This window comes from Streptomyces sp. NPDC086766 (assembly GCF_044746005.1).
In the GTDB taxonomy this organism is placed as follows: domain Bacteria; phylum Actinomycetota; class Actinomycetes; order Streptomycetales; family Streptomycetaceae; genus Streptomyces.
This window is the reverse complement of sequence record NZ_JBIVBI010000003.1, coordinates 372,557-385,840: the sequence shown is the minus strand read 5'-3', so window position 1 is coordinate 385,840 and position 13,284 is coordinate 372,557. Positions and strand designations below refer to the sequence as shown.

The 13,284-nt window shown below is 73.7% G+C and carries 17 protein-coding genes; 4 read left to right on the top strand and 13 right to left on the bottom strand.

Translation table 11 applies throughout. The features are described from left to right. Positions 1 to 46 precede the first annotated feature (46 nt). From ACIPM1_RS07595 to ACIPM1_RS07560, 8 genes are all read right to left on the bottom strand, one after another. The gene (locus ACIPM1_RS07595) at positions 47 to 979 is read right to left on the bottom strand and encodes a glutaminase (protein WP_402430279.1); all 933 of its coding nucleotides are present in this window, start codon (positions 977 to 979) and stop codon (positions 47 to 49) included. A gap of 165 nt (positions 980 to 1,144) precedes the next feature. Further along, positions 1,145 to 2,161, bottom strand: a complete 1,017-nt coding sequence (locus ACIPM1_RS07590) for an asparaginase (RefSeq protein WP_402430731.1) — start codon at positions 2,159 to 2,161, stop codon at positions 1,145 to 1,147. A gap of 50 nt (positions 2,162 to 2,211) precedes the next feature. Further along, complete coding sequence (locus ACIPM1_RS07585; RefSeq protein ID WP_402430276.1) at positions 2,212 to 2,937, bottom strand: FadR/GntR family transcriptional regulator; 726 nt, start codon at positions 2,935 to 2,937, stop codon at positions 2,212 to 2,214. A 154-nt stretch (positions 2,938 to 3,091) separates the two neighbouring features. Next, positions 3,092 to 3,928 carry an undecaprenyl-diphosphate phosphatase gene (locus ACIPM1_RS07580; protein ID WP_402430273.1) on the bottom strand — a complete coding sequence of 279 codons (837 nt, stop codon included), beginning with the start codon at positions 3,926 to 3,928 and terminating at the stop codon, positions 3,092 to 3,094. A gap of 71 nt (positions 3,929 to 3,999) precedes the next feature. Continuing rightward, complete coding sequence (gene crcB / locus ACIPM1_RS07575; RefSeq protein WP_402430270.1) at positions 4,000 to 4,377, bottom strand: fluoride efflux transporter CrcB; 378 nt, start codon at positions 4,375 to 4,377, stop codon at positions 4,000 to 4,002. Then, positions 4,374 to 4,754 (bottom strand): DUF190 domain-containing protein, encoded by a 381-nt coding sequence (locus tag ACIPM1_RS07570; RefSeq protein WP_356195568.1) that lies wholly within the window; start codon positions 4,752 to 4,754, stop codon positions 4,374 to 4,376. Before ACIPM1_RS07570 ends, crcB (ACIPM1_RS07575) begins: the two co-directional genes overlap by 4 nt. Beyond that, positions 4,751 to 5,212, bottom strand: coding sequence for a fluoride efflux transporter CrcB (crcB, locus tag ACIPM1_RS07565; RefSeq protein ID WP_402430266.1), 462 nt, complete (start codon positions 5,210 to 5,212; stop codon positions 4,751 to 4,753). Before crcB (ACIPM1_RS07565) ends, ACIPM1_RS07570 begins: the two co-directional genes overlap by 4 nt. Before the next feature lie 227 nt (positions 5,213 to 5,439). Next, on the bottom strand, positions 5,440 to 5,727 hold the full coding sequence (locus tag ACIPM1_RS07560) for an ArsR family transcriptional regulator (protein WP_402430263.1): 288 nt from the start codon (positions 5,725 to 5,727) through the stop codon (positions 5,440 to 5,442). Between the two features lie 351 nt (positions 5,728 to 6,078). Between ACIPM1_RS07560 and ACIPM1_RS07555 the strand changes: the two genes are divergently transcribed. Next, entirely contained in the window at positions 6,079 to 6,423 is a 345-nt protein-coding gene (locus tag ACIPM1_RS07555) for a VOC family protein (protein WP_402430260.1), read from the top strand. A 59-nt stretch (positions 6,424 to 6,482) separates the two neighbouring features. Next, positions 6,483 to 6,869, top strand: a complete 387-nt coding sequence (locus ACIPM1_RS07550; RefSeq protein WP_402430257.1) for a MarR family winged helix-turn-helix transcriptional regulator — start codon at positions 6,483 to 6,485, stop codon at positions 6,867 to 6,869. Positions 6,870 to 6,931: 62 nt separating this feature from the next. Here ACIPM1_RS07550 and ACIPM1_RS07545 read toward each other — a convergent pair whose 3' ends face one another. From ACIPM1_RS07545 to ACIPM1_RS07525, 5 genes are all read right to left on the bottom strand, one after another. Continuing rightward, positions 6,932 to 7,333: an SseB family protein gene (locus tag ACIPM1_RS07545; protein WP_356195575.1), complete on the bottom strand. Its 402-nt coding sequence runs from the start codon at positions 7,331 to 7,333 to the stop codon at positions 6,932 to 6,934. Positions 7,334 to 7,486: 153 nt separating this feature from the next. Then, complete coding sequence (locus ACIPM1_RS07540; RefSeq protein WP_402430254.1) at positions 7,487 to 7,624, bottom strand: hypothetical protein; 138 nt, start codon at positions 7,622 to 7,624, stop codon at positions 7,487 to 7,489. A 195-nt stretch (positions 7,625 to 7,819) separates the two neighbouring features. Further along, the gene (locus ACIPM1_RS07535) at positions 7,820 to 8,545 is read right to left on the bottom strand and encodes a GNAT family N-acetyltransferase (protein WP_402430251.1); all 726 of its coding nucleotides are present in this window, start codon (positions 8,543 to 8,545) and stop codon (positions 7,820 to 7,822) included. A 487-nt stretch (positions 8,546 to 9,032) separates the two neighbouring features. Continuing rightward, a complete protein-coding gene (gene glpK, locus ACIPM1_RS07530; RefSeq protein WP_402430248.1) occupies positions 9,033 to 10,556 on the bottom strand; it encodes a glycerol kinase GlpK in 1,524 nt (507 codons plus the stop codon). A 41-nt stretch (positions 10,557 to 10,597) separates the two neighbouring features. After that, positions 10,598 to 11,365: an IclR family transcriptional regulator gene (locus ACIPM1_RS07525; protein WP_402430245.1), complete on the bottom strand. Its 768-nt coding sequence runs from the start codon at positions 11,363 to 11,365 to the stop codon at positions 10,598 to 10,600. A gap of 145 nt (positions 11,366 to 11,510) precedes the next feature. Between ACIPM1_RS07525 and ACIPM1_RS07520 the strand changes: the two genes are divergently transcribed. Further along, a complete protein-coding gene (locus tag ACIPM1_RS07520; RefSeq protein ID WP_402430242.1) occupies positions 11,511 to 11,939 on the top strand; it encodes an ATP-binding protein in 429 nt (142 codons plus the stop codon). A 116-nt stretch (positions 11,940 to 12,055) separates the two neighbouring features. Continuing rightward, on the top strand, positions 12,056 to 13,210 hold the full coding sequence (locus tag ACIPM1_RS07515; protein ID WP_402430240.1) for a Gfo/Idh/MocA family protein: 1,155 nt from the start codon (positions 12,056 to 12,058) through the stop codon (positions 13,208 to 13,210). The last annotated feature ends 74 nt before the right edge of the window (positions 13,211 to 13,284 follow it).

The window sequence follows — 13,284 nt, the reverse complement described above, 5'->3', positions numbered from 1 at the left end:
AGGTCGAACCAGTCGCGCGGCGCGCATGACCGGCGCGTGAGCGTCCTCAGAAGACCGACAGTCCGGTGAGGGTGGTGAAGCGGTCCAGGGCCGCGACGCCCGCCACCGAGTTGCCCCGCTCGTCCAGCCCCGGGCTCCACACGCACAGTGTGCACCGGCCCGGTACGACCGCGATGATCCCGCCGCCCACCCCGCTCTTGCCGGGCAGGCCGACCCGGTAGGCGAAGTCGCCCGCCGCGTCGTAGGTCCCGCACGTCAGCATCACCGCGTTGACCTGCTTGGCCTGGCTGCGGGTGAGCAGCCGGGTGCCGTCGGCGCGGACCCCGTGCCGGGCCAGAAAACCGGCGGCGAGGGCCAGGTCGGCGCAGGACGCGGCGATGGAGCACTGCCGGAAGTACTGGTCGAGCAGGACCGGCACCGGGTTGTCGACGTTGCCGTAGGACGCCATGAAGTGGGCGAGCGCGGCGTTGCGGTCGCCGTGCGCGGTCTCGGAGGCGGCGACCTCCTCGTCGAAGTCCAGCCCTGGGTTGCCGCTCTCGGCGCGCAGGAAGGCGAGCAGTTCGCCCGCCGCGTCGCCGGTACGGGTCTGGAGGCGGTCGGTGACCACCAGGGCGCCCGCGTTGATGAAGGGGTTGCGCGGGATGCCGTTCTCGTACTCCAGCTGCACCAGGGAGTTGAAAGGGTTGCCGGACGGCTCGCGGCCCACGTGCTCCCAGAGTTCGTCGCCCTCTCGGGCCAGGTCGAGCGCCAGGGTGAACACCTTGGTGACGGACTGCGCGGAGAACGGCTCCCGCCAGTCCCCCACGCCGTACACCGTGCCGTCCGGCTCCGCGACGGCCATGCCGAACGCACGCGGGTCGCGGGCCGCGAGCGCCGGAATGTAGCCGGCGGGCCGCCCACGCCCGGGCGTCCGCTCGATCTCCTCCGCGATGCGCTCCAGGACCGGCTGGAAGGACGGGGACGACGTCATGATCACCATTGTGCTCTCTGGCCGGTACCGGTACGTGGCGCGGGCGGGGGCGGGGCCCCGCGGGCCGGGTTCGGAGAGGGACGCCTTCGCCGCCGGAAGCGGGGGTGACCGCCGGGCGGCTGCCCGGAGGCTCAGGCGCAGGCCGGCAGGGGGCCGGGGCGCGTACCCGGGGGCTCAGGCGCAGGCCGGCAGGGGGGCCGGGGACAGAGCGGGGACCGGGCGGACGCGTCCGACCGGGCGGCCGCCGCCGAGCAGGGGTTCGCCCGCGAACGCGGTGAGCAGGGACGGATCGACGCCGGCCCGCGCGAGGGCGGCCGCGGCGACCGGGACGCGGGCCCGGCCCGCTCCGTCCGCGATCTTCACGGCGATCGCCCTGCCGTCCGGCAGGGCGGCGACCTGGACTCCCTCGAAGCCGTCCTTGGCGAGCAGTCCGGGCACGGCCCGCATCAGCGCGGCCACGTCCCGGCCGGAGCCGGAGGCCATCTCGGCGTGCTCACGCATCGCGTCCGCCACCCGGGCCTCGGGGGTGTTGGGCGCGGCGGTGGTGAGGCGGGCGGCGGCGCGGGCCAGACCGTGCAGGGCGACGGAGAACAGGGGCGCGCCGCAGCCGTCGACGGTGACCTGGGCGATGCGCTGCCCGGTGAGCTCCTCCACGGTCGCGGCGATCGCCCGCTGGAGGGGGTGCGCCGGGTCGAGGTAGTCGTCCAGGGACCAGCCGCCCAGCACGCAGGTGTACAGCATGGCCGCGTGCTTGCCGGAGCAGTTCTGGGCGAGCCGGGAGGGCCGGCGGCCCTGGCGTACCCAGGTGTCCCGGACGGCCGGGTCGTAGGGCAGGTCCGGCACGTTGCGCAGGTCGTCCTCCGTCAGGCCGGCCCGTTCGAGGATCCGCCGGGTGCCGGCGAGGTGGCGTTCCTCGCCGGAGTGGCTGGCGGCGGCGAGCGAGAGCAGTTCGCCCTCCAGCGGGAGCCCGGCCCGCAGCATGGCCACGGCCTGAAGGGGTTTGAGGGCGGAGCGCGGATAGGTGGCGGCCTCGATGTCGCCGAGCCGGCAGCGGACCTCGCCGTCCGCGCCGAGCACGACGACGGAGCCGTAGTGGACGCCCTCGATCATCCCGCCGCGTATGAGGTGGGCGACGGGGGCGTGGTGGGGTTCACGGATCGCGGGCGCCTCCGCGAGGGGGGTGCCGTCGATCGCGTGCACCTCGGCCACCGGGGCCGGCGCGTTCCTCGGGGAGTGCTCGTTCAACGTTCGGTGCTGCCTTCCAGGGGGGTGCGCGCCGCGCGCACGATGTCGGTGAGGGTCGTCTCGACGCGGTCGAGGTGGTGGGACATGGCCGCCACGGCCGCGTGTTCGCTGCCTTCGGCCAGTGCCTCGACGATCGCCCGGTGCTCCCGGTTCGACTGCTCGCGCCGGCCGCCCAGCTCGTTGAGGAAGGCGGACTGGCGGGCCAGCGCGTCCCGGATCTCCTCGATGACCCGGCGGAAGACCGGGTTCCGGGCGGCCTGGGCGACGGTCAGGTGGAAGAGCGTGTCGAGCGCGACCCAGGAGGTGGTGTCGGTCTCGCTCTCCATCCGGGCCAGCAGGTGCGCGAGGCGGTCGAGGTCCTCGGGCGTGCGGCGCGCGGCGGCGTAGCCCGCGACCGGCACCTCGATGTGCCGGCGCACCTCCATCAGGTCGCTGGCCGCGTAGTCGCCGAAGGTGGGGTCGTCCGCCGTCGCGGCGACCACGAAGGTGCCCTTTCCGGTCCTCGAGACGGTGAGCCCCATGGTCTGCAGGGCGCGCAGCGCCTCGCGCAGCACGGGCCGGGACACCTCGAGGGTGCGGCAGAGCTCGGCCTCGGAGGGGAGCTTGTCGCCGATCGCGTAGTCGCCGCGCTCGATGGCGGAGCGCAGGTGGGTGAGCACCGCCTCCATCGCGCTGACGCGTCGCGGCACCCCGCCACCTGTCTGGCTGTCTGACAGGTTCACGGGCCGATGGTGCGGCGTGCGGGCGGGAACTGTCAAGGCGGGACCGCCGGGGCCGGGCGGGCCCCGGCACAGGCGGCAGGGGCGCCCCGGAAAACCCGGCGGGGTGCGACGCCGGCGGCCGGCGTCGCACCCCGCCGCGTGGGGCCGGGGGCCCTCAGCTCTCGAGCACGCCCGCGCCCAGCAGGCCGAAGAGCAGCACGCCGACCACGATCCGGTAGATGACGAAGGCGTTGAAGGAGTGCTTGGCGACGAACTTCAGCAGCCAGGCGATGGAGGCGTAGGCGACCACGAAGGAGACGATCGTGCCGACGGCCAGCGGGGCGGCGCCCACGCCGGCGCCGAGGGCGTCCTTCAGCTCGTACAGGCCGGCGCCGGTGAGGGCCGGGATGCCGAGGAAGAAGGACAGGCGGGTGGCGGCGACCCGGTCCAGGTCGAGGACGAGCGCGGTGGACATGGTGGCGCCGGAGCGGGAGAAGCCGGGGAAGAGCAGCGCGAGGATCTGCGAGCAGCCGACCAGCATCGCGTCCTTGAAGGAGGTGTCGTCCTCACCGCGCTTGTGGCGGCCCATCTGGTCCGCGGCCCACATCACGCCGCTGCCGACGATGAGCGAGCCCGCGACCACCCACAGCGAGGCGAGGGGGCCCTCGATGAGGGGCTTGGCGGCCAGGCCCACCACGACGATCGGGATGGTCGCGTAGATGACCCACCAGGCGAACTTGTAGTCGTGGTGGTAGCGCTCCTCGCGGTTGGTCAGCCCGCGGAACCAGGCGGAGACGATCCGCACGATGTCCTTGAAGAAGTACACGAGCACGGCGGCGATGGCGCCGACCTGGATGACGGCCGAGAACCCGACGACCGCGTTGTCGTCGACGGGAATCCCCATGAGTCCCTCGGTGATCTTGAGGTGGCCGGTGGAGGACACGGGGAGGAATTCGGTCACCCCCTCGACTGCTCCGAGGACGACGGCCTGACCGACGGAGATGGCGCTCATGGGATCCAGTTCTGAGGAGAGTTGGTCGACACTGCTGTAGACAGTCTTACTACGCCGAGATGAAGGCAGGATTACCCGGGCCACAGGGCGCCGGCGGCGGACGCCCCGGCGAACGCGGCGCCGAGGCCGGCCGCCACGCTCACGACGGCGTTGGCCGCAGCGTAGAGCCCGGCGCCGTTCTCGGTAAGCCTCAGGGTCTCGTACGAGAAGGTCGAGTACGTCGTCAGGGCTCCGCACAGGCCGGTGCCCAGCAGCAGCTGAAGGTGGGGTCCCGCGGCGCCCGCCGAGACGGCCCCGGTCAGCAGGCCGAGGACCAGGCAGCCGGTGACGTTCACCACGAACGTGCCCCAGGGGAAGACCGAGTCGTGCCGGGACTGCACCGCCCGGTCGGTGAGATAGCGGAGGGGGGCGCCGACCATGGCGCCCACGACCACCAGCAGCCAGTTCACAACGACTTCTTACCCTTCCCGCCCGCCTCCGCGGGACCGTCCGGGCGTCCGGCGTACCGGATGACCTCGCACGCGTCGAGGGTCACGAGCCCCTCGGCGACCAGCTCGTCCAGTTGCGGTAGGAACGCCCGGACCCGCTCCTCGGTGTCCACGATCACGACCGCCACCGGCAGGTCCTCGCTCATCGACAGCAGCCGCGAGGTGTGGATCAGGGAGGAGGCGCCGAAGCCCTCGACCCCCCGGAAGACGCTGGCCCCCGCGAGGCCCGCGGCATGGGCCCGGTGGACGATCTCCGAGTAGAGGGGCCGGTGGTGCCAGGTGTCGTTCTCGCCGATGAACACGGTCAGGCGCAGGGCGCTGCCGGTGAGTCTCGTCATCGCTGCCTCCGGGCCAGGACGCGGCGGGCCGCCGTCACAGCGAGCCACACCGCCGCGAGCGCCGCGAGCGGGGTCGCGGCCAGGTAGGCCAGCCCGGTGCGGGCATGGCCGGAGTCGGCCAGCTTCTGCACGTCGACGGCGTACGTGGAGAAGGTGGTGAAGCCGCCGAGCACGCCGGTGCCGAAGAACGGGCGGACCAGGCGGTGCGCGGCCCACACATCGGTGATGACCACCATGAACACGCCGATCACCGCGCAGCCGGTGACGTTGGTCCAGAACGTCGCCCACGGGAAGCCACCGGGCGGTGCCGGCCAGCGCAGCGAGGCCGCGTAGCGGGCGGTGGCCCCGACGGCGCCGCCGAGCGCGACGACCGCGACCACCGGGGTCTGGGCGCGCCAGGCCCGCCGCCCGGGGCGGCTCGCGGGGGCCCGGAGGCTCTCGGTGCGCGGGGCTGTCATGGTCGTACGTCTCCTACTCGCCCGGGCCCGGACATGCGGGGCCGCTGCCTTCGCAAGTAGGGACCGTTGGCGGCGACGGTGCCGCGGTTCGGGTACGGCGGGCCCCACCGCCGCGCCGCGAGTTGATCGCGGCCGGAGTACAGACTAGCGCCGGGGGCGCGAGCGGGTCACTTCGAGCCCGGCCGCCGCAGGCGGCCCCGCTCCCCCGGTCCGTCGGGCGAGGAGGCTCACCACCCCTTCTCGAACAGCCGGGCCACTTCCGCGACGCGGATGTCGTCACGGCGGTAGTAGGTGCGGCGCCGGATGCGGCGGGTGCGCAGCAGGCCGAGGTCGGCGAGCAGCGCGAGGTGGGTCGCGGCGACCCGGCGGGGCACGCCGAGCTTGGCGGCGACGGCCCGTTCGGTGACGCCGTCGACGGCGGGGTCGCCGTGCCGCTGCCGGGGGAAGTGGGCGGCCGGATGCTTGAGCCACTCCAGGATGGCCCGACGCGTCTGGCCGACGGGAGTCCTCAGCATCGCCGCCTCCTCGTCGATGGCGTCCCGTCCCCGATTTTTCCCACTCTCGCGCGGACGGACCCGCCGCGTCCCGGACTCAGAGGCGCTTGTCCGGTACCGAACACCCCTGGTGGTGCGCCCGGTTCGCCGCGTGCGCGGGCGCGCGGCCCCCCGGGCGGGGTGCCCGGCCGGAGCGGGGTGCACGCTCGGCGCGTCGTCTGCGCCCGGCCGCGGTCGGGAACGGGGGCGCGCACGTGGTCAGGATCGGAGAAGCCGCCCGGCGCTCCCCCGTCCTAGCGTGGGGCCACCGCCCGACACCCCCGGGCGCCTCCGACGGACCCCCGTCGGCCCCAGCTCACCGAGGAGTACGCCATGACCGACGGCCTCAGGACGATCGTCTACCCCGTCAAGGACCTGGACCGGGCGAAGGCCCTGTTCGGCGCGCTGCTGGAGGTGGAGCCGTACGCGGACGAGCCCTACTACGTGGGGTTCAAGGACGCCGGCCAGGACGTCGGTCTCGACCCGAACGGGCACGCGAAGGGGATGACGGGACCGGTGCCCTACTGGCACGTCGCCGACATCCGGGCCCGGCTGGCCGCGCTGCTGGCGGCGGGCGCCGCACTGCTTCAGGACGTGCAGGACGTGGGCGGCGGGCGCCTGATCGCGTCGGTGAGGGACGCGGACGGCAACCTGGTCGGCCTCGTGCAGGACGCCTGAGCCCCCGAGCGGCCGCTCGGCCGTGCCGATGTCGATGCACGCGCATTAACATTCGGTGTATGGGAGCGAACGCGGTCGAGGCCCTCGAGGAGCGGTGGCGGAGCATCCTGTCGGTGCACGCCCGCACGATGTGCGAGATCGACCGGGTGCTGCACCCGCACGGGCTGGGCGCGAGCGACTTCGAGGTGCTGGACGTCCTGGCGTCCGCTCCGCCCGGGGAGGGCGGCCAGTGCCGCGTGCAGAACCTCGTCGGCAGGGTCCACCTGAGCCAGAGCGCGCTGTCCCGCCTCATCGGCCGGCTGGAGAGGGACGGCCTGGTGATGCGGACGGTGTGCGCGGAGGACCGGCGCGGAGTGTGGGTAGCGCTGACCGGCAAGGGCCGTGACCTGCACACCGAGGTGCTGCCGCTGCAACGCGCGGCGCTGGCCCGCATGTTGGGCGGCTGACCCGGGCCGCGGCCCCGCCCCGTCGCCGCCCCTTCGCCTCTCTGCCGCCCGGTCCGCTCGTCCTACCGATGGGCGAGCAGGGTGCGTACGCCCTCCGAGGTGAGGGTCAGGCCGTGCGGGGAGCTGGCGTCGATGGTGAGCGACAGGTCGTCGTCCGGCCACTGGGAGGCCAGGGCGCCCAGGGGCACCAGCCGGTAGCGGGAGACGAACGGCAGCAGCTCGGTCATCTCCATCTCGGAGGTGAACACGGGCACCACCGGCGCCCCTCCCGGCTGCTCGAGAACCGGCAGCGCCACGGCGGAGGGATTGGTGGCCTCCTCCTCGCTCGCGTCGTCGGGCACGGGCACCAGCACGTCGCTGCTCGCGAGCGTGTCCAGTGCCACCGCGTCCTCGGCGTTGTCCACGAGCACGTCCAGCGCTCGCTGAGCGGGCGTGGCGGTGTTGTCGTTGGCGGGTGTATCCATGGCAGATCCCCTGGTCGCGGTGGTCGTGCGGCCTCCCGGGACGTGATCGCCCGCGGGACGGTCCTGCACGCGTACCCGAACGGGCGAGGCGCAACCGTCGCTCCCCGAAGAATGCGGGGGTGAAGTGGTGAAACGTTGCTTCACAGATCGGTCTCACTCCGGCACGGACTGTTCCGGAATGGCCGCGTCCTGCGGCGGGTCGGGGCGGCGCAGCAGACGGGTCTCCAACGCGTCGAGTCCGAACAGCATCAGCAGCAGTGCCACCGGGACGAGCAGAGCCAGGGCGATCACGATGCCTCCCGACGGAGCAGTGATCAAAGCTGCGCGTTGCGGCAGCCCGGTTCACCCAGCCTGCGTCCGAACGGGCTACGGCGCACGCCCGGGGCCGGGGCCCCGTAGGCCGTTCGGGTGACAAAGGAGGGGGCGGCGCGCCGGGTCGCCGGTGCGCCGCCCCCCCGTCACCCGGGTGCGGTGGGCCGGGCGGGCTCACACCCCGACGAGCCGGCCGTCGAGTTCGCCCGGCCGCGGGCCGGCGCCCTCCGGCGTCCGGACCGGGGCGGCCGGGGAGCCGGCGGCGAGGCGGAGCTCGATGACGGCGCGGACGGCGGGCCACTCGTCGTCCAGGATCGAGTAGAAGGCGGTGCTGCGCACGGCGCCGTCCAGGCCGCGGGAGTGGGCGCGCCGGACACCCTCGCAGGTCGCGCCGAGCCGTTCGATCGCCGTGCACGAGCGGCGGTTGCGGGCGTCGGCGCGCAGGGAGATCCGGCGCACCCGCCAGGTCTCGAAGGCGTGGCGGAGCATGAGCAGCTTCGCCTCGGTGTTGATCCCGGTCCCCTGGGCGTAGGGGGCGAGCCAGGTGTTCCCGATCTCGGCGGCGTCCGGCACGGCGGTGACCGGATCGCCGTACGGCACGCCGGTCACGGCGGGCCACACCAGCGGGCCCTGCCAGTAGTCGAGTTCGAGGAAGCGGGTGGAGCCGACCACCCGTCCGTCGGCGGCGCGGAGCACGGCGAACGGCAGTGCCCGGCCGGCCGCCTGCTCGGCGAGGGCGCGGTCGATGTAGCCGCGGGCCGCTTCGAGGTCGTGCGGCACGGGGGTGAAAGCGTAGGAGGAGCGGTCCTCGGCCCCGGCTCGGGCCAATCCCTCGGCGTGGTGCGGAGCGAGGGGTTCCAGCCGCGTCACACGGCCGGTGAGAACGACGGGTACGGGCACAGGGCCTTCGGTCCTTCTGCGAAAAAAAGGGGGGTGGTACTGCCCGCCACCGGAACCCCGGCATGGGGCGGTGGTACAGGATGCGTCAGAGATCCCGTTGAGCGAGGAACGGGGACGTGAAGGACAGTAGACGGTCCGATGACGCCCCGCGCAAGACCCTCCGCCAGGTTCTCTCCGACGTGTCTGGGGAGTCCGCCCGGAGTACCCCGGGAGCGGCGGGCACGAGGGCCGGGGGCGCGGTCGCGGAGGGCCCGGACGGGCCCTCCGCCGTGCGCAGCGCGGAGGGCCCCGGGGCTCACTTCCGAACCCACTGCTGTCTGGGTAACCACGGCCGCGGCCCCCGATTCGTCCTGTGCGCGACTTCCTGGAAAGCCCCGCCACCGCCAGGGGCGCCCCGCCGCTTCCCGCCAGGGCCGACACGTCCGGCCGGGCTCCGTGCTTCCTGCCGCACCCCTGGACCTCGCGGGCGGCCCGCCCGGTGACGGTGTCAGCGCGGCCTGCGCGGCGGGGGCTCCCTGACCCAGTCCAGGGAGCGCTCGACGGCCCGCTTCCAGCAGCCGTACTCCCACTCGCGCCATTCGGGGTCCATGTCCGGCAGCCACTGGGCGGCCCGGTGCCAGTTGCGGCGCAGGACCTCCAGGTCGGGCCAGTAGGCCGCCGCGAGCCCGGCGGCGTAGGCGGCGCCCAGGGAGACCGTCTCGGCCACCAGCGGCCGTACGACGGGGACGTCGAGGACGTCGGCCAGGAACTGCATGAGCAGGTTGTCCGAGGTCATGCCCCCGTCGACCTTGAGCTCCTTCAGGGCGAGCCCGGAGTCGGCGTTCATGGCGTCGACCACCTCCCGGGTCTGCCATCCGGTGGCCTCCAGGACCGCCCGGGCCAGATGCCCCTTGGTGATGTACGAGGTGAGGCCGACGATGACGCCGCGGGCGTCGCTGCGCCAGTGCGGTGCGAACAGGCCGGAGAACGCGGGGACGATGTAGCAGCCGCCGTTGTCCTCGACCGTGCGGGCCAGGGTCTCGATCTCGGGCGCGCTGTGGATCAGGCCCAGGCGGTCCCGGAACCACTGGACCAGCGAACCGGTCACGGCCATCGGCCCCTCCAGGGCGTAGACCGTGGGCTCGTCGCCGATCTTGTAGGCGACGGTGGTGAGGAGCCCGTGCCGGGAGCGCACGACGTCGGTGCCGGTGTTCATCACCAGGAAGCTGCCGGTCCCGTAGGTGCACTTGGCCTCGCCCGGCGAGAAGCAGGTCTGCCCGAACAGGGCGGCCTGCTGGTCGCCGAGGGCGGCCGTGATGCGGACGCCGGGGAGCAGCGCGCGGGCCTCGCCGTAGCTCTCGGCCGAGGAGCGGATCTCCGGCAGCATGGGGCGCGGCACCCCGAAGAACTCCATCAGCTCCGGCTCCCAGGTCAGGGTCCGGATGTTGATCAGCATGGTGCGGCTGGCGTTGGTGGGGTCGGTGATGTGCAGGCCGCCGTCCTTGCCGCCGGTGAGGTTCCAGATCAGCCAGCTCTCCATGGTGCCGAACAGCACCTCGCCGTCACGGGCGCGCTCCTCCAGGCCGTCCACGTGCTCGAAGAGCCAGCGGATCCGGGGGGCGGAGAAGTAGGTCGAGGGGGGAAGGCCGCAGCGGTCGAGGAAGAACTCGTCGCCGGGCCGTTCCCTGAGCTCGTCGACGAGGGGGGCGGTGCGGGTGTCCTGCCACACGATGGCCCGGCCGTACGGCGTCCCGGTCCGCCGGTCCCAGAGCACGGTCGTCTCCCGCTGGTTGGCGATCCCGACGGCGGCGATCTGCGCGGCGTCCACCCCGGCGGCGCCCAGCGCCTCGGGCACGATGCGCCGGACGTTCTGCCAGATCTGGACGGCGTCGTGCTCGACCCAGCCCGGCCGGGGGAAGAACTGCTGGTGCTCGCGCTGCGCGACCGACACCAGCCGGCCCCGATGGTCGAACAGGATGCATCGCGTGGACGTGGTGCCCTGGTCGATCGACAGCACGTAGCGTTCAACCATGATCGGGCCTGCCTTCCGAGCGTCGCGCGGGGTGCGGGGATCTACCAGCGGGCCGCTCCCAGGTCTCTGGAGATCGCCCGTGCCGCCTCCCTGAGCAGGGCGATCAGGGCGGGCTGGGGCCTGCCCTTGGGGTCACAGATGCGCTCGACCGGGCCGGAGAGGCCGATCGCGCCGACCACGAGGCCGCCGTGCCCCCGGATCGGCGCGGCCACCCCGGCGTCGCCCATGCTCATCTCCTGCACCTCGGCGCCCCAGCCGAGTTCCCGGATCTCGGCGAGCGCCCGGTTCAGGTCCTCCGGAAGCACCAGGGTGTGCCGGGTGTACGCGTCCAGTTCCGTCCGCAGCAGGGGTTCGACGGGGGCGGCTCCGAAGGCCAGCAGGACCTTGCCGAGCGAGGAGGCGTGCAGCGGCAGCAGCGCGCCCACGTCCAGGGTCTGGAGGGTGTCGTCCGGCCGGAAGACGTGGTGCACGATGAGGACCTTGCCCTCCAGCGGGGTGCCCAGGCGGACGGCCTCCCCGCTGCGGGCGGCGAGGGCGTCGGCCCAGTTGAGGGAGCGCGAGCGCAGTTCGTTGACGTCGAGGTAGCTGCTGCCGAGGTGCAGCAGTGCCGCGCCGAGCTGGTACTTCCCGGTCGCCTCGTCCTGCTCCACGAAGTCCACGTGCTGCAGGGTGCGCAGAATGCCGTGGGCGGTTCCCTTGGCCAGGCCGAGCGACGACGCCACCTCGCCGAGCCCCAGCCTGCGCGGGCCGCCGGCGAGCAGGCGCAGGATCGCCGCCGCCCTTTCGATGGACTGCACCGGTCCGGCCATGCAGCGATCGTAGCCCGATTTGCCCTGATCCGGACTGCTGTTCGGCAATGCCGACCGTTGTTCATTGACCGGACGCGTTTCCTTCCCTAGCGTGCCATATCGCGTCCGTGCTCCGGTCGGACGCGCCACCCGAAGGAGGAGGCCCATGACCGCAGCGCAGCTCGCGGCAGCGCCTCGCGAGGAAGCAGACCAGGTCTTCCCGCTGCCGCCCGCCCCAGGGGCCGTCTCGGTCGTACGCCGTCGCGTGCGCGCGGTCCTGGGTGGCTGGAACCTGCCCGCCGACGCCGTCGAGGACGTGCTCCTGGTGGTGTCGGAGCTGATCACGAACGCTCTGGTGCACGCCCTGCCGCCGGCGACACTGCGGCTGTGGCGGATCCCCGTGGACGGACGCGGCGGGGTGCGCGTCGAGGTGACCGACCGGGGCCCCGCCGCCCCGCCCGGCCCCAGGAAGCCCGCCCCAGACCTCGACGAGCACGGCCGTGGCCTCGGGATCGTCGCCGCCCTGTCCGCCCGGTGCGGGGTGCTCGCGCATCCCGGCGCGACCAGCCGGTGGGCGGAGGTGCTCACGGGCTGAGCCGGCCGGGCGGCACCGATCGGCGCCGCCGTGGCGCGGCTCCCGCTTGACTCCTCGCGAAATCACCGCCCAGGGTGGGCCACCAGGCCTGTGGACCGGTCCGAAGAGGGGCTGTCATGGTGGAAGCGCTCGGCGTCGCCGTCGTGGGGTTCGGCTGGATGGGACGGGTGCACACCCAGGCGTACGCCCGTCTGCCGCACCACTTCCCGCAGCTCACCGCGCGGCCGCACCTGGTCGCCGTGGCCGACGAGGTGCCCGGACGGGCGGAACGGGCGGCCGCACAGTACGGCTTCGCCTCGGCGACCCGCGACTGGCGGGAGATCGCCGCCGACCCCAGGGTGGGGGCGGTCAGCGTCACCGCGCCGAACTTCCTGCACCGCGAGATCGGCGTCGCCATGGCCCGGGCGGGCAAGCACCTCTGGATCGAGAAGCCGGTGGGCCTCACCGCCGCCGACGCCCGCGCGGTCGCCGACGCGGCCGCGGAGTCGGGCGTCCGGGGAACGGTCGGCTTCAACTACCGCAACGCGCCCGCCGTGGCCGCCGCCCGCGAGATGCTCGCGGCCGGCGAGATCGGCACGGTCACCCATGTCCGCATCCGGCTGTTCAGCGACTATGCCGCCCACCCCGAGGGCGCGCTGACCTGGCGGTACGAACGGGCACGCGGCGGGAGCGGGGTGCTCGGCGACCTCGCCTCGCACGGCGTCGACCTGGCCCGGCACCTGCTCGGCGAGATCGGCTCGCTGACCGCCGACACCGCCGTGTTCGTGCCCCGGCGGGCCCGCCCGGCCGGCGCCACCGCCGGTCACAGCCGCGCCACCGGCGGCGAGCCCGGTCCGGTGGAGAACGAGGACTACGTGAACTGCCTGCTGCGCTTCACCTCCGGCGCCCGCGGGGTGCTGGAGGCGTGCCGGGTCTCGGTCGGCGAGCAGAACGCCTACGGCTTCGAGGTCCACGGCACCGCCGGGGCCCTGTTCTGGGACTTCCGCCGGATGGGCGAACTCGGTGTCAGCCGCGGCACCGGCTACCAGGACCAGCCCGTCAGCACCGTCCACGTCGGCCCCGGGCACGGCGAGTACGCCGCCTTCCAGCCGGGGGCGGCCACCGCCATGGGCTACGACGACCTGAAGGTGATCGAGGCGTACCACTTCCTGCGCTCGATCACCGGGCCCGGGACCTGGGGAGCCACCCTCGACGACGCGGTGGCCGCCGCACAGGCCCTGGACGCCATGGCCCGCTCAGCCGAGGAACGGACCTGGGTGCACCTGGCGTGAACGCCCGCCCCCGGCGTTTCGGCCACGCCGCCGGGCGCGGTCGGCCCAGGGAGCGGGGGCGGGCACGACACGGG

Coding starts and splice junctions, on each gene's coding strand:
- ACIPM1_RS07550 (WP_402430257.1), top strand. CDS start 6,483: ATGGGAGCGAACGCGGTCGAGGCCCTCGAGGAGCGGTGGCGGAGCATC.
- ACIPM1_RS07570 (WP_356195568.1), bottom strand. CDS start 4,754: ATGACGAGACTCACCGGCAGCGCCCTGCGCCTGACCGTGTTCATCGGC.
- ACIPM1_RS07520 (WP_402430242.1), top strand. CDS start 11,511: ATGACCGCAGCGCAGCTCGCGGCAGCGCCTCGCGAGGAAGCAGACCAG.
- ACIPM1_RS07555 (WP_402430260.1), top strand. CDS start 6,079: ATGACCGACGGCCTCAGGACGATCGTCTACCCCGTCAAGGACCTGGAC.
- ACIPM1_RS07595 (WP_402430279.1), bottom strand. CDS start 979: ATGGTGATCATGACGTCGTCCCCGTCCTTCCAGCCGGTCCTGGAGCGC.
- glpK (WP_402430248.1), bottom strand. CDS start 10,556: ATGGTTGAACGCTACGTGCTGTCGATCGACCAGGGCACCACGTCCACG.
- ACIPM1_RS07525 (WP_402430245.1), bottom strand. CDS start 11,365: ATGGCCGGACCGGTGCAGTCCATCGAAAGGGCGGCGGCGATCCTGCGC.
- ACIPM1_RS07545 (WP_356195575.1), bottom strand. CDS start 7,333: ATGGATACACCCGCCAACGACAACACCGCCACGCCCGCTCAGCGAGCG.
- ACIPM1_RS07560 (WP_402430263.1), bottom strand. CDS start 5,727: ATGCTGAGGACTCCCGTCGGCCAGACGCGTCGGGCCATCCTGGAGTGG.
- ACIPM1_RS07515 (WP_402430240.1), top strand. CDS start 12,056: ATGGTGGAAGCGCTCGGCGTCGCCGTCGTGGGGTTCGGCTGGATGGGA.
- crcB (WP_402430266.1), bottom strand. CDS start 5,212: ATGACAGCCCCGCGCACCGAGAGCCTCCGGGCCCCCGCGAGCCGCCCC.
- ACIPM1_RS07580 (WP_402430273.1), bottom strand. CDS start 3,928: ATGAGCGCCATCTCCGTCGGTCAGGCCGTCGTCCTCGGAGCAGTCGAG.